Annotated in this window: 13 protein-coding genes; all 13 read right to left on the reverse strand. The window is 50.5% G+C overall.

Annotated features, from left to right (window positions below):
• Window positions 1–305: 305 nt before the first annotated feature.
• Window positions 306–1,607, reverse strand: coding sequence for a DUF3048 domain-containing protein (locus WC734_03155; protein MFA6198124.1), 1,302 nt, complete (start codon window positions 1,605–1,607; stop codon window positions 306–308).
• A gap of 459 nt (window positions 1,608–2,066) precedes the next feature.
• The gene (locus WC734_03160) at window positions 2,067–2,372 is read right to left on the reverse strand and encodes a hypothetical protein (protein MFA6198125.1); all 306 of its coding nucleotides are present in this window, start codon (window positions 2,370–2,372) and stop codon (window positions 2,067–2,069) included.
• Between the two features lie 240 nt (window positions 2,373–2,612).
• Window positions 2,613–4,070: an AMP-binding protein gene (locus WC734_03165; protein MFA6198126.1), complete on the reverse strand. Its 1,458-nt coding sequence runs from the start codon at window positions 4,068–4,070 to the stop codon at window positions 2,613–2,615.
• 77 nt (window positions 4,071–4,147) lie between these two features.
• Window positions 4,148–4,423 (reverse strand): hypothetical protein, encoded by a 276-nt coding sequence (locus WC734_03170; GenBank protein MFA6198127.1) that lies wholly within the window; start codon window positions 4,421–4,423, stop codon window positions 4,148–4,150.
• Complete coding sequence (locus tag WC734_03175) at window positions 4,423–4,827, reverse strand: hypothetical protein (GenBank protein ID MFA6198128.1); 405 nt, start codon at window positions 4,825–4,827, stop codon at window positions 4,423–4,425. Before WC734_03175 ends, WC734_03170 begins: the two co-directional genes overlap by 1 nt.
• A 23-nt stretch (window positions 4,828–4,850) precedes the next feature.
• A complete protein-coding gene (locus WC734_03180) occupies window positions 4,851–5,474 on the reverse strand; it encodes a lysophospholipid acyltransferase family protein (protein MFA6198129.1) in 624 nt (207 codons plus the stop codon).
• Window positions 5,464–6,096, reverse strand: coding sequence for a lysophospholipid acyltransferase family protein (locus WC734_03185; GenBank protein MFA6198130.1), 633 nt, complete (start codon window positions 6,094–6,096; stop codon window positions 5,464–5,466). The genes WC734_03180 and WC734_03185 overlap by 11 nt, the downstream gene beginning before the upstream one ends.
• Window positions 6,077–6,697: a lysophospholipid acyltransferase family protein gene (locus WC734_03190; protein MFA6198131.1), complete on the reverse strand. Its 621-nt coding sequence runs from the start codon at window positions 6,695–6,697 to the stop codon at window positions 6,077–6,079. Before WC734_03190 ends, WC734_03185 begins: the two co-directional genes overlap by 20 nt.
• 3 nt (window positions 6,698–6,700) lie before the next feature.
• On the reverse strand, window positions 6,701–8,698 hold the full coding sequence (locus WC734_03195; protein ID MFA6198132.1) for a sodium-translocating pyrophosphatase: 1,998 nt from the start codon (window positions 8,696–8,698) through the stop codon (window positions 6,701–6,703).
• A 60-nt stretch (window positions 8,699–8,758) separates the two neighbouring features.
• On the reverse strand, window positions 8,759–10,210 hold the full coding sequence (gene nusA, locus WC734_03200; GenBank protein MFA6198133.1) for a transcription termination factor NusA: 1,452 nt from the start codon (window positions 10,208–10,210) through the stop codon (window positions 8,759–8,761).
• 417 nt (window positions 10,211–10,627) lie between these two features.
• On the reverse strand, window positions 10,628–11,695 hold the full coding sequence (locus WC734_03205; protein MFA6198134.1) for a hypothetical protein: 1,068 nt from the start codon (window positions 11,693–11,695) through the stop codon (window positions 10,628–10,630).
• 135 nt (window positions 11,696–11,830) lie between these two features.
• A complete protein-coding gene (locus tag WC734_03210) occupies window positions 11,831–12,223 on the reverse strand; it encodes a YraN family protein (protein MFA6198135.1) in 393 nt (130 codons plus the stop codon).
• Between the two features lie 55 nt (window positions 12,224–12,278).
• Window positions 12,279–12,836, reverse strand: a complete 558-nt coding sequence (locus tag WC734_03215; protein ID MFA6198136.1) for a class I SAM-dependent methyltransferase — start codon at window positions 12,834–12,836, stop codon at window positions 12,279–12,281.
• Window positions 12,837–12,946: the final 110 nt, after the last annotated feature.

Below are 12,946 nucleotides of genomic sequence, written 5' to 3' on the forward strand. Positions count from 1 at the left end.
CGGCGTTCTTTGTAAAGATGCCGACATGTTTGTTCTTCTCTTTCCTAAGACAGCACTTGAGTGCTGGTGAATAGGACTCTAGCCCGAAAACAACCGAGAACGGCTAAAACCGACAAACCCTAGCTTAAGCTAGGTCTTCGGAAACACAAAAACTCATGTCTCAGGAATCTTCGATTATTATTGATAGAAACATTTATGTCCCCGCCACATCTCTTTAGTTAACCAGCCCCCTATCAAATAATTTAATAATCCTAAATAGCTCCCTTCGGGAGCTACCGGCCTTTTTCCTTGTTACTTCTTACTTGTTACTTATATAAAACCGTCCGATCCTTCGGCACCACTTCGATCCAGATGTTACCGCGGTTCAGCTCAATCTCTTTCCCATTGGCGTAATAGTACTTCGTCCGGTAATTCATGTTCGGACGTTTCCATGTAATGTTTTGCAGCTTGCCGTCTATCAACAAATAGCCTTTGCCGGTACCGGTGATATCCAGCTGGATACGTTTTTTTCTGTCCAAAATCTTCTCTTTGGGAATCAGCTGGACGATTACGTTTTTAGCTTTGACCTGGGTTGGCTTGGAATAATTGGCATCGTACTGCGGCCGGCCGCCGTTGTAACGCAGATAGCTATTGCTAGCCTTATCGTATTTGTAGGTGGCAATAAAAGCCGCGCCGGACTTGAAGTCGACGATCAGCTGTCTTTTTTCATTCGGTCTTTTCTTCAGCTCCAGATCGTTCTTGAATTTCCACGATTCATATGTCGCTTGTATCGTGTTGACTTTATAATCAACTTTCGCCTGTTTCATCTTGGCGCCCGAGGTATACAGATTGTGCGGCGCCGCGTTTTTCGTGCGAAAAAAATATTTAGCCGTCTTGCTTACCAGCGCGTCCAAGCTACGCACTTTCAACCGGCCAATTTCCTGAAACGCGTCGTAACTGCCGCCGGCGTGCATGTAGGCGCCCTGGTATTCTTTCACCCAATCGACATAGTACGGCCGAGCCGAGCGCACCGGGCCGACCTTGGGCATATCATCACGATTATACAGCGCGACAAACCTGGGAATACCGCCCTCGGCCAGCGTTTCGTACACGACACCAGCCGACGCCAGCCCCGCCTGCGGCCGGGCTTCGGGGGTATTTTCAATCATCACCGCCACTGGCGGCTCGTTGGCCTGGTTAGAATCCATCATTACCCCGTTTAACCGACTGGGTAGGACTTTCGGCACCTGCACGGTTATTTTGGCCGTAAAGGCGCTCTTGATTTTACCGGATATCGCCTGGGCTTGAATGGTGTGCTTACCGGGACCGTATTTCAATTTCGACTGATAGCGAAAACTAGCCGTACCCTTTTTACCGTTGGCGATTTTAGTACCGCCGATCACTTTACCGTCCATGATAATGAATACCGAACTGTTATTGGCCACTAAGCCGGTGACAATAATCGGCTGATCCCGGACTATCTGCTGATTATTCTTAGGCGAAAGAATTGTGGGAGCTGATAGTGCCAGCGCCTGTTTAGCCCAAAAGACAACAAAAACACTTAGCACTATCGCGCTAATGGTTATTCTGCGCAAATTGTTTCGTGTTTCTTTTTGTTTTATCACCATCTAAGTGTAGCACGTTTTCCAGAATATTTCAAGCCCCTACCCCGTGTTTAATTCCGTCATTGCCACGCTCGCCGACTCGCTCGCAATGACGATGATATATCTAAGACAGTTGTGGTGAAATCGGTTATTATTTCTCCACTTCAAAAAAATGCCGCGCATCCATTGGAGTAGACGCACGGCAGGGAGTGAACGGGCGGAACGGTTGGGTAGACTTACAACCATTGGGAATTTCCCGCTGGTTTGCACGTCCCGCCCGAACAAGTGGAGGCGCGGCCCGACGCACGTACGCGGGCTGGGCTTGTTTGTTGCCACGATGGGATATGCCAAACCACCATGGAACAAGACACCAGACCTCATCTGGTCGTACAGCAGATTGCGCACGATGCGGACCGGTCAAAACCGGGTCCGGGTCAGAGCCGCGCTCCGGATATTGGAGACAGACTGGGACTACTCGCTCAATCACGAAATCAATTGACCGCTCTGCAACGTTGTCAGAATGCCGGCGACAAGTCGCTGATCGGTAGTGCCAGGCTCCAAACCGGCTTCGAGAGCCAGTAGTTTGTCGTAAACCTGTGACCGCAGGCGCGTGTTGGTCGGGCTGGCTTGGTACTGCCGGAGTATCGCCAACAGTCCGCGTATCTCGCCCCGACAGTCGGGATTTCTATCCCGAATCTGCTCTAGCGTTTCGGGTAAAGTGCCCAGGAACTCATCAAGATCCATCGGCGCCTCCTTTCCGCGGGTGCGATCCGGGTTTGCCTTCGCCAATGTCGCTAGACCTCATTCCGACATTTCCAGCTGATGTGTATCACAGTAAGTGTCAAGATGTCCGTATTGAATATAATCTCAACCGCCCCCGTGCTAATATGTCCAGCAACAATTCCCAGGACCGACATCAACTACAAACGGCCCCCTCCTTCTCTAAGGAGGGGGCACACTGGAAATTTACGTTACCACTGTCTTACTAACCAACTATTAAGAATAGGGGGCGGTTGTTACGAGGGTTAGTTAATGTTTCGGCCTAGCGTCTATTATTCGCTTATCTTTCAATTCCGTTTCCAAGCCGATCTTCTGCATCAACGTTTCTATGGGGCATTGTTTTAACGTGATGCCAACGCCAATTTCATCTACAATCACTTTCTGCAGCTTGGACGCGTACTGATCAAACTGCGCCGCCTCTTTCAATGCCACCTCAACTACGAGTTCATCGACTTCGAACGGGTCGTTATTTTTCTTTTGGATCGTCACCTGCCATTCTTCGATTTCGGGAATGCCGGACAGCAATGGGTAAAACGCGTTCATATTTACCAGCTCGCCCTTTACTTTGGTGAGATGAAATTCTTTGATCTCGGAGGTACGCTGTATGTCGGCTTTAATTCGCGGAACGGTTTTACCGCAATACGGACACGGTCCGTATTCCATGCCCGGGCACATATCGCCCGTGCGATAACGCAATACTACCGAGCCACGCCAGTTCAAAGCCGTGTAGACTAATTCACCCGGCTCACCGTCTTTAACACGATTACCCTCTTTATCTATCACCTCAAAAAACTCGGTATCGGGATAAGTGTGATAACCGGATTTCTCGTGGCATTGAATCCAGGCCGTCTTACCTTCGGTCATAGCGTACGTAGCCAGAATGCTGGGCTCTTTGGCGCCTAATTGAACCAACAATTCGCGCACCTTATCGCGTAAACCCTGGCTGACCCGTTCGCCACCGAACACGACTTGTTTAACACTGGAAAAATCTCGGTTCTGATGCACCGCTTCGCGTAGTAAGTGGTAGCCGTATCCGGGGATGAATAATAGTAGCCCGGCCTTCAGCCGTTCGATCGCGTCGATGATCTTTTGTGTTCCCATTACCTTGCCGCCACCGGTTTGCAACGAAGTTAAACCAAGTGTAACCAACGCGTTGTACGCCAGCCAAAAAGCCAGGTGCGGCGAATAGGGAAAGCCGTTGATGGCTACCAAACTTCGATCCAGTTTGATGACATCCAACATGCGTCGACCGCTTTCTTGCATTTGCTTTACATCAAACTCGGAATACGTAAACGGCGTCGGCAGTGCGGTTCGCCCGGTCGTGAAATGCATATGGATCGGTTTGTACTCGCGCTCTAATTTTCTCTTCACGTCTTGCTTGGTCAATTTGGCCCAGAGAATTTTCATTAACTGCGACTTGGTGGCGTATTGCTTGATCAGTTCCGGCGTCGGCTGGAGAATGAACTGACGCGGTTTGGCCGGATCTTCGGCGGTCGGCGCCAGATTAGCCTTGGAAGTGAATGGAATCTTAACCAAGTCCGCCGTACTGCGGATATCGCTGAAAGATAAATTGTGCTTTTTAAAAAGCTCCCGATAATAAGGGCTATAGGGAACGTAATGACGAAAATATTTCCGCACCTGCCGGTCCTGGATCGATCGGATTTTGTCGGCGGATGCGTGACTTAGACGGTACCAGGTGTCGGACATGTTAGGGCAATTAAGAATTTAGAATTGAGAATGTAGAATGGGCGAAGTATTCATAAGGTGTTACGGTGTAGTTGTTATTATCTTTCTTTTTTTATCCACTCCCAAAATTTTTTCGACATCCAACCATTTCTATTTTGTATGTTCAGTTCACAAACAAATAAATCTCCAGTCGGCTCTACAAGTGGCTGTAGCCTACTAACCCACTTTTCTACGTCGGATGTAGAATATACAACCCAATTTTTACTATTGTACCTAAACCAGTCAACTGCTAGGTTCATCTTTTGTTCCACGGTATCAAAAGCAACGCTCTCTTTTGGCACGATGTAAATATGGTAGAACCTGCCCTCGGTCATTATGGTTTTCCTCCCTCAGAGTTATTTTCATCTGGTATTTGTGCGGCGCTTTCCGTAATTTCGATTGGTTTATCCTCCTCCATTTCAGATAACTTCTTGGAGATTTCCGGCTTGCCTTTTGCTGCTAATTGAATCTGTTCATGAATCAAAAATTCGGCGCCCTCTAAAATTGCGGCTTGTGGGTTTTTATTCGCAAAGTTTATTAACCTCCAAAGTATGACTATAGCGAATATGAAAATAAGTAGTATGCTGCCAATGCTCATCCACTGATTATTAGCCCGAATTGCAATTCCAAATATGCATAGCGATACAATAATAATTACAACGCATACTTTTGTAAAAATACCGCCTTTAAGCTTAATTCCTGTTGCTGTCTTTATTAACTTGCTGATATCGTAATCCATTTGTGACAATAAACAACAGATAGTTAGTGATTATACAACTTACCCGACAGCCGAGCGACCGTCTCCGCCACCTGCCCAGTAGCCGCATCCAACTGTTCGCGGGTAAGTTCACCCACCGGTGCTGGCCAGCTGATGGGCGCGCCGATGTTGATCGTTAGCCGCCCGCGCCCCCTCAAGAGTAATAGTATCGAATCCCGGTAACTAGCGCCAGAGGGTCCGATTAACCCGATGGGCAATACCGGCACGTGGCCTATAATGGCCGTACGGACGACGCCGGTTTTGAATGGCAGTAATTCCGGCTGGTCGTTGCGCGCGCCCTCGGGAAAATAGCAAATCGAAAAGCCCCGCCGCAGACGCTCGATCGATTGCACCACTACCCGTTCTTTGTTTTCTTTGGGAATCTTGATCGTCGAACGATACAAACGATAGTTATTCGTCCGAGATATGAAGTATACGCGCCGGTTTGTCACCCGGGAGATAATCATGCCGATATATATGCCATCCAGGTAATCAATATGATTGGCAGCAATCACAAACCCGTTTCCAATCGGAATATGTTCCTGGCCATTTATCCCCGCGATGTAACGACGCATCTGACGACCTAGAAATAGGTAGCTCAGGGCGTAGGTAGGAATTCTAAAAGTCATATGACTTGTCGGTTAACTTTCCGATCGCGCGCATTATTACCCGAGTGGAATTGACCAGCAGCTCTTTGGTTAGCTGCTCTTCCGGCACCATCGGGAATCGGATCGCCGGACCAAACTTTACCGCTAGATGGGTACCGTGCGTTAGCGCCAGTCGGAGCGATTTGAATGCCGAGATCTTAGTCGGACCGAATGTGCCAACTGGTATTACCGGCACGCCGGTCAAATGCGCCAACCGTGCCGCGCCGGTTTTGCCCCGCAACAGATGGCTGGGATCGGCATTGCGCGTACCCTCAGGAAATATTCCGACAATTTTACCGGCCGCTAAACGTTGGCACGCGATGGTGACAGACAGTTTCTTGTCGACCGGGTCGACCGGTATCATGCCCAGGTATCCGCGGCTCAACGGACCAAACATTTTGACGATCGGCATCTTGGTCAGAAATGATACAGCCTTACCCCGTGCCCGAATCACCGCTGCGGTCACCATCGGCGCGTCGAGATAATTAACATGGCTGACGGCTAGAATATAGGGCGGTTCATCCGGCAGGTTTTCCACGCCAGACACATGGACGCCTCTTAGAAAGATGGGAATCAAAGTTCGCCTAAGTACTGGAAACGCCATGGTTAAATTCTTTACCGGATAAAATCGCTATTTGAGCCATGATGGCATTAGTCGCCCCATCCAGCACCGCCTGATCGAGATCGCCGATGGGCTGGGTGGGAAAATGGATCGGCTGTCCGAAAGTTAATTCAATATGACGCGCCACAAAGAATGACCAGATCGCCCGGATTGGATTCGTGCCCGTTATACCTTTGATGCCGATCGGTATCACCGGCGCGCCGGACCAGATCGCCAGCCGAGCCACGCCGGTTTTGCCGGGCAACAGCTCGCGATTGTGATTGGTCTTGCCCTCGGGGAAAATACCTAGAGGATACCCGCCCTGGAGCACACGAAGAGCGGTCAGAATGACCGCTCCGCGTTCTTTGTTCGTAATTGGCAGACCGCCTAGGCCGTGATACTTACCCGACGCGGCGATGAAATATATCTTGCGATTGACGGCGCGATACACGACGCTACCGAGTAGCACCGGATCGACCCAGCTAGCGTGATTGGCAGCCAGGATGACCGGGCCATCGGTCGGTAGATGCTCCAGCCCGAGCACGCTCTTGATGCGCCGGCGAGCCAATGGCATGATTGTCCGAGAGACAATCCAATAGATCATAGTTTATGCGATCAGCGCGACAATCAATAAGGCGACAATGTTGAGAATCTTTATCATCGGATTGATAGCTGGACCGGCGGTATCCTTGTAGGGGTCACCGACGGTGTCACCGGTCACGGCCGCTTGGTGCGCCGGCGAGCCCTTGCCGCCGAAGTGGCCTTGTTCGATATACTTCTTGGCGTTGTCCCAAGCGGCGCCACCGGTGGCCATCGATAGAGCAACGAATATTCCAGTGACGATGCTACCAACCAACAAACCGCCCAGCGCGACCGGACCCAGTAGAAATCCAACCGCGATTGGCGCCGCCACCGGTAATAATGCCGGTACGATCATTTGTTTGATGGCTGCCTTGGTGACAATATCCACGGCTTTGCCATATTCCGGTTCGGTGGTTCCCTCCATGATGCCGGCGATTTCTCGAAACTGGCGGCGGACTTCGGTAACTACTTTATGAGCCGTACGACCGACTGCTTCCATCGACAAGGCACCGAAGATGTAGGGCAATAATCCACCGATGAATAGGCCGACGATAACTTTGGGATCATCAAGCGCAAATTCATATATTTTTGTGCCGCCTTTTAGATCTTGAATGTATGACGCGAACAATACCAGCGCCGCTAAGCCAGCCGAGCCGATGGCATAACCCTTCGTTACCGCTTTAGTCGTATTGCCTACCGCGTCTAATTTGTCAGTAATGTCACGCACACCTTCGGGCAGATTGGCCATTTCAGCAATGCCGCCGGCGTTGTCGGTGATCGGCCCGTATGCATCGATCGCGACGATTATACCGGTAAGCGAAAGCATGGCTACTACCGCCAGCGCCACACCGTAGATGCCGGCCAGATTAAACGATATCAGAATGCCGGCCGCAATCACCAGCACCGGCCAAGCCGTTGACTTCATTGATAGAGCCAATCCGGCAATGATATTCGTACCGTGGCCGCTTTCCGAAGCCTTGGCAATATGCTGTACTGGCGCGTATTTGGTTGAGGTATAATATTCGGTAATCAGAACCAGCAAAGCAGTCACCACGAAACCAACCGCTGCCGCACCATAGATTTCCCATATGGAATAGTCACCGGGCAGGTCTTTCATTAACCAATTAGTAACGGGATATAGCGCGGCTAAGGCGAGTACCCCAGCCACAGCCAGCCCGCGATACAGGGCGGCCATGATGTTTTGATCTTTGCCCAGCCGAACCACCAACGTGCCAATTATTGAGGCAATAATTGAAACGCCCCCGATCGCCAGTGGATAGAGAATGGCGTTTTCGAAACCAGCGAATAACAGCGAGCTCAGCAACATGGCCGACACTGCCGTCACCGCGTATGTTTCAAACAGGTCGGCGGCCATGCCGGCGCAATCACCCACGTTGTCGCCCACATTGTCAGCAATCACGGCCGGGTTGCGCGGATCGTCTTCCGGAATGCCGGCCTCAACCTTGCCCACCAGGTCGGCGCCCACATCGGCCGCTTTGGTATAGATACCGCCGCCCAGCCGGGCAAAGACGGAAATCAAACTACCGCCAAAACCGAGACCGATCAGAGCGCGTACATCATGCGTGAGGGCGTAAAAACCAGCCACACCCAATAGCGCTAAACCGACCACGAGCAAGCCGGTTACGGCACCGCCGCGAAAGGCTACGTTGAGCGCCTGAGACATGCCCGACTTCGCCTGTTCAGCTGTGCGCACATTGGCGCGGACCGAAACATTCATACCGATGTAACCCGCCGCACCGGAGAATACCGCGCCGACCACAAAACCGAGCGCGGTTTTAATATCCAGAAAAATCCACAACAGTACGAATACTACCGCGGCAATTACGCCGACAGTTTGGTACTGGCGATTAAGATACGCCTTGGCGCCGTTCTGAATAGCGCGGGCAATTTTCTTCATTTTGTCATCGCCACTAGGCAGACGCAGTACCATTCGGATCAAGACGATGCCGTAAATGATCGCCACAGCGCTGGCTAGAAGTGCGAACAAGAGGGGGCTTTCCATGGTAGATTATTTTATGAAATTATGAATTTAGAATTATGAACGTAGAATTATGGTAGAGGCTTATTCTTTTGATTTTTTCTTGGTCGGCTTCTTTTTGGTGTCTGACGCTTCAGCAACCGGCTTGTCCACCGACGGAGTTTCGTCGGTTGTAACTGCTTCGGCTGCTGGCGCAACTTCTTCTGTAACCGGCGCGGCTTCTTCCTCAGTCGGTGCGACTTCGGAGGGTTTATCATCCGGCGTGGCCTCAGCCACAATTTGATCTGCGCTGGGAACTATTACTGCTTCATCGACACCTTCTTTGACAATGTCGATTTTCCAACCGGTTAATCGAGCCGCCAATCGAACGTTTTGCCCGCCGCGGCCAATGGCCAGCGACAACTGATCTTCCTTCACCTCCGCCAGAGCGGTTTTCTCTTCCTCGAAAGTTTTAACGCTCAGAATCTTGGCCGGCGCTAGACCATTGATGATAAATTTCACCGGGTCGTCCGAGTATTCGATGATATCAATCTTTTCACCGCCCAATTCAGAGATAACGGTTTGCACCCGCGTGCCGCGCTGGCCCACGCACGATCCCACCGGATCAATGTTGGCCTCGAGCGAGCGAACCGCGATCTTAGTACGAGATCCGGCTTCGCGGGCGACCGACACGATCTCGACGGCACCGGACGCGATCTCGGGCACTTCGAAGCTGAACAATTTGCGCACCACTTCCGGATGAGCTCGTGACACGGTAATCTCGGGGCCTTTGGAGGTTTGATTAACACCCATCAAGTAAAACTTCAAGCGTAAGCCTGGTTGGTAGTGTTCGGTCTCCACCCGTTCCTGCGGCGGCATGATGGCGGCCGCGTCACCCAAGTCGACAAATACTAAACGGCCTTCTACGCGTTGAACAGTGCCGTTGATAATCTCACCCTCGCGCCCTTTGTAGGCCTTGTATATCGTATCCCGTTCGGCCTCGCGCAACCGCTGTATAATAACCTGCTTGGCCGTTTGAGCGGCCATGCGGCCGTACGCAGTCGGCGGGAAAAGTTCGGTTCTGATTTCATCCCCGACTTTGGCATCAGCTTTAACCGCTATCGCCTCAAATAATGGAATCATCGTTTTGGGATCGAAGACTAGTTTTTCCTCTTCGCCTTCAATCGGCTCCGGCGTTTCGGCTGTTGCAACCTCGACCGCTTCAGGTTTTACTTCGACTTCGGGTGCGGGTTGATCGCCGGCTTTGACAGCAATCGCAGCCTCGACTGCGGCTAGCTTGGCCAGTCGTGCTTCCTCGCGCACCCGCTCCTGCTCGGCAATCTCTTCGGCTGATATGTCCACCACAGTTTTAACGTCATAAATACGGCTTTGACCTGATTCGACATTAAACTCAACTTTAACGTTTTGATTCTTTTCGCCAAAGTCCTTGCGATAGGCCACCGCCAGGGCGGCTTCAATAGTTTCAATCACAGACTCGACTGGTATGTTCTTTTCGTCGCAGATCTGCTTAATAGCTTGGCTGATAGGTGAGGTCATAGATATTATCTATTTAAGAATATTGTAACCGGTCATTGCGAGCCTCACGAGTCATCGAGAAGGCGAAGCAATCCCCTTGAAATACGTACTGATTTTTTGCTGTGTAAAAATGGGATTGCCACGCTCGTGGACTCGCTCGCAATGACAGGCCACTACATGTTCACGTGCATATTACCTTAGCAAAAAAACCAGTTTCATAAAGAACTAGTCTGCTGTTATGATACACGAAACTGTATTTATTGGCAAGTCTGATTGAAATCACGATACTTCCTTCGTTTTGGTATTAATAATTTCGTATTTCGATCTTGTCTGGGATTTCGGATTTAGTATTTCGAATTTTGTCCACTGGTACGTTAAATAATAAAGCGTTAATTCCATATACCAAAAAGCCCCGCCGTAAAGCGGAGCCTTTTGTGGCTATTTCATCTTGGGCGGAGGTGGCGGAAAGAAGTCCTTAGCGGGACGGCTGTTGTTCTGGTTCGGCGGTGTCTGCGGTTTCGTTTCGTTCAGAGTCATCTGGCCGTTGCTGCTAAACGGTTTCGCGTTGGAATCTTCCGAAGCCTTCTTTCGTGACCGGCGTACCATGTTATCAATCAGCACAATGATGATAACGGCCAATACGGTCAATCCGACAATCAGCGGCCAACGATTATCATCCTTATCAGAGTCGGTAGTCGTTGCCGCACTGTTGGTATCCTCATTTGCATTGGCGTCTGGGTTCTCATTTGAATTGGTATTGCCGTTCGTGTTGGCATTACCGTTACTATTCGTATTGCTCTGTTGGTTTTGAGTTTCTTCGCCTTTAACTTCACCTGAACTGTTGGTAGTGGTAGAACTCGCTGTCACTGGCGTCGCGATTTTGAATTCAATCACGGCTGATGCTCGACTAGCCTTGCCCTGGGCATCGACGGCAATCGCATAAGCGGTGTGCCGACCGGGTGTGATCGGGTAGAACGTGCGGTACGCGAAGCTGCCGGTACCCGACGGATCGTTCTTGACCATCAGCTGCCCATTGAGACGGCTGTCAACGTAAATCTTGATCAGCGAATCATTGTGCGCCACGCCGACAATCCATGGACGCTGGGCCGTGGTAGCCTCATCAACCACGGGAGCAAACAGTGTCGGCGCCGGATAAGGATGCTCGACATAGAACTCCAGCGTGGCCGAAGGCAGACTAGACCGGCCGGTAGTGTCCATCGACTGAACGTACACCTTGTGCCAACCCGGCTTCAGATTTAGAAACGGTTCGTAAGCAAAGTTGGCCGTACCCGATGGATGATCCACGGCTTTGAACTGTCCGTTGAACGTTCCATCAATGTACACCTTGACCCAGGTGTTGTTCTTGGTTAGACCGACAATTACGGGTTTTGTTTTGACTGTGTGACTGGAATTGGCCGGGGCGACCAGAGTAGGCGCCGGCGGTGCCGGGTCTACGGTGGCATTGGCGGCCGACCAAGTAGGCCACACCACGGCCAAACTGCACATTACAAAAAGAACGAAGGCGAATTTCGCTCCGTTGTGCGGTCTGGTCCTCTCTAATCCCTCCACGAGATTGATTCGAACCATGAGATTGGCGTGCCTGTTTAGTTAATAAGCAGATATGTATCTTACAACAGCGATTTAACTATCGTCAAGCAATTTTTCATCCACCTCCCACAACACGTTTTGGTAGTGCCGGTAACCGTAAAAATGCTTGCCGATGGTCTCGATTACAATCACGTCAATTCTCCAGTCAACCGTGGCGTCGACTGCCTGTTCCTGCCGATACCGCATGCCGCACTTCGCTAATTTTAGCAGCTTATGTTGATCAACCGACTCCTCGCCCCCGCCAAAGCAAAAACTCCGTCGGGTTTTCACTTCGACGAATATCACTATATTATTCCACCGACAAATAATATCCACCTCACCCTCAAAAGTGCGGTAGTTTCGGGCTATTATTTGGTATCCCGTAGCTTCAAGCACCCGGCTGGCGACTATTTCGCCCCATACTCCAATAACCTTTGTGGCTTGCATCAAAACAAGGCTCCTGTCTCCAGGCGGCCGTCTTTATCCTTGAATAATGGCATATCTAGGCCGGATTTACCAGTAATAAGCCGTAGTGGAATGGACCGGCTTCAAACTCCTCTAATAACTTGAAATTAAGCTCATTGGCCAGGTTTTTTACCCGTTCCGCCGGCACCCGGTCCTTATCCAGGGGACCAAATGGAGCTCCATGTGGCTTCCAGTCCACGACCAGCAACATCGCCTCCGGCTTGAGCATTCGTTTTACTTCCTTGAGTATTTCGAGATGTTTCTTGGTTTGAAAGAGAACATTGATCAGCAAACCGCGCTCCACCGATCCGCTGGGCACTTGGGTAGCGCCGTAAATCTCGATATTTGACCAGACTGTTTTGATATTATTGAGACCCTGCATGCGACCCCGACTGATAACACTGTCCAAGGAAGACTTCATGACATCGATCGCGTATACGACACCTTTGTCACTGACGGCTTTAGCGGCCTGAAGCGCGAACACACCGCTGCTGCCACACCCAAAATCGGCCACGGTCATGCGAGCTTGGATATTCGCTTTGACGACCAGTTTGGTCGGGTTGAGTAATTCGTTGCCGCTGGGTATGCGATCCATATGTTTGTGTTATGTTGTTATTATACAACGATTCCGCCGGTGGGACAAATCCTAATATCTAAGCTCTAAACAATATCGAATATTCAAATGCTTTAAAAATTGTGATTTGT

This window comes from Patescibacteria group bacterium, assembly GCA_041661625.1.
Classification (GTDB): domain Bacteria; phylum Patescibacteriota; class Patescibacteriia; order JAHIZJ01; family JAHIZJ01; genus JBAZUB01.

What these genes read in the sequence shown, in the direction of transcription:
- WC734_03165 (MFA6198126.1), bottom strand. Translation starts at nt 4,070, where the DNA reads ATGTCCGACACCTGGTACCGTCTAAGTCACGCATCCGCCGACAAAATC.
- WC734_03170 (MFA6198127.1), bottom strand. Translation starts at nt 4,423, where the DNA reads ATGACCGAGGGCAGGTTCTACCATATTTACATCGTGCCAAAAGAGAGC.
- WC734_03180 (MFA6198129.1), bottom strand. Translation starts at nt 5,474, where the DNA reads ATGACTTTTAGAATTCCTACCTACGCCCTGAGCTACCTATTTCTAGGT.
- WC734_03185 (MFA6198130.1), bottom strand. Translation starts at nt 6,096, where the DNA reads ATGGCGTTTCCAGTACTTAGGCGAACTTTGATTCCCATCTTTCTAAGA.
- WC734_03175 (MFA6198128.1), bottom strand. Translation starts at nt 4,827, where the DNA reads ATGGATTACGATATCAGCAAGTTAATAAAGACAGCAACAGGAATTAAG.
- WC734_03205 (MFA6198134.1), bottom strand. Translation starts at nt 11,695, where the DNA reads ATGTGCAGTTTGGCCGTGGTGTGGCCTACTTGGTCGGCCGCCAATGCC.
- WC734_03215 (MFA6198136.1), bottom strand. Translation starts at nt 12,836, where the DNA reads ATGGATCGCATACCCAGCGGCAACGAATTACTCAACCCGACCAAACTG.
- nusA (MFA6198133.1), bottom strand. Translation starts at nt 10,210, where the DNA reads ATGACCTCACCTATCAGCCAAGCTATTAAGCAGATCTGCGACGAAAAG.
- WC734_03210 (MFA6198135.1), bottom strand. Translation starts at nt 12,223, where the DNA reads ATGCAAGCCACAAAGGTTATTGGAGTATGGGGCGAAATAGTCGCCAGC.
- WC734_03195 (MFA6198132.1), bottom strand. Translation starts at nt 8,698, where the DNA reads ATGGAAAGCCCCCTCTTGTTCGCACTTCTAGCCAGCGCTGTGGCGATC.
- WC734_03155 (MFA6198124.1), bottom strand. Translation starts at nt 1,607, where the DNA reads ATGGTGATAAAACAAAAAGAAACACGAAACAATTTGCGCAGAATAACC.
- WC734_03190 (MFA6198131.1), bottom strand. Translation starts at nt 6,697, where the DNA reads ATGATCTATTGGATTGTCTCTCGGACAATCATGCCATTGGCTCGCCGG.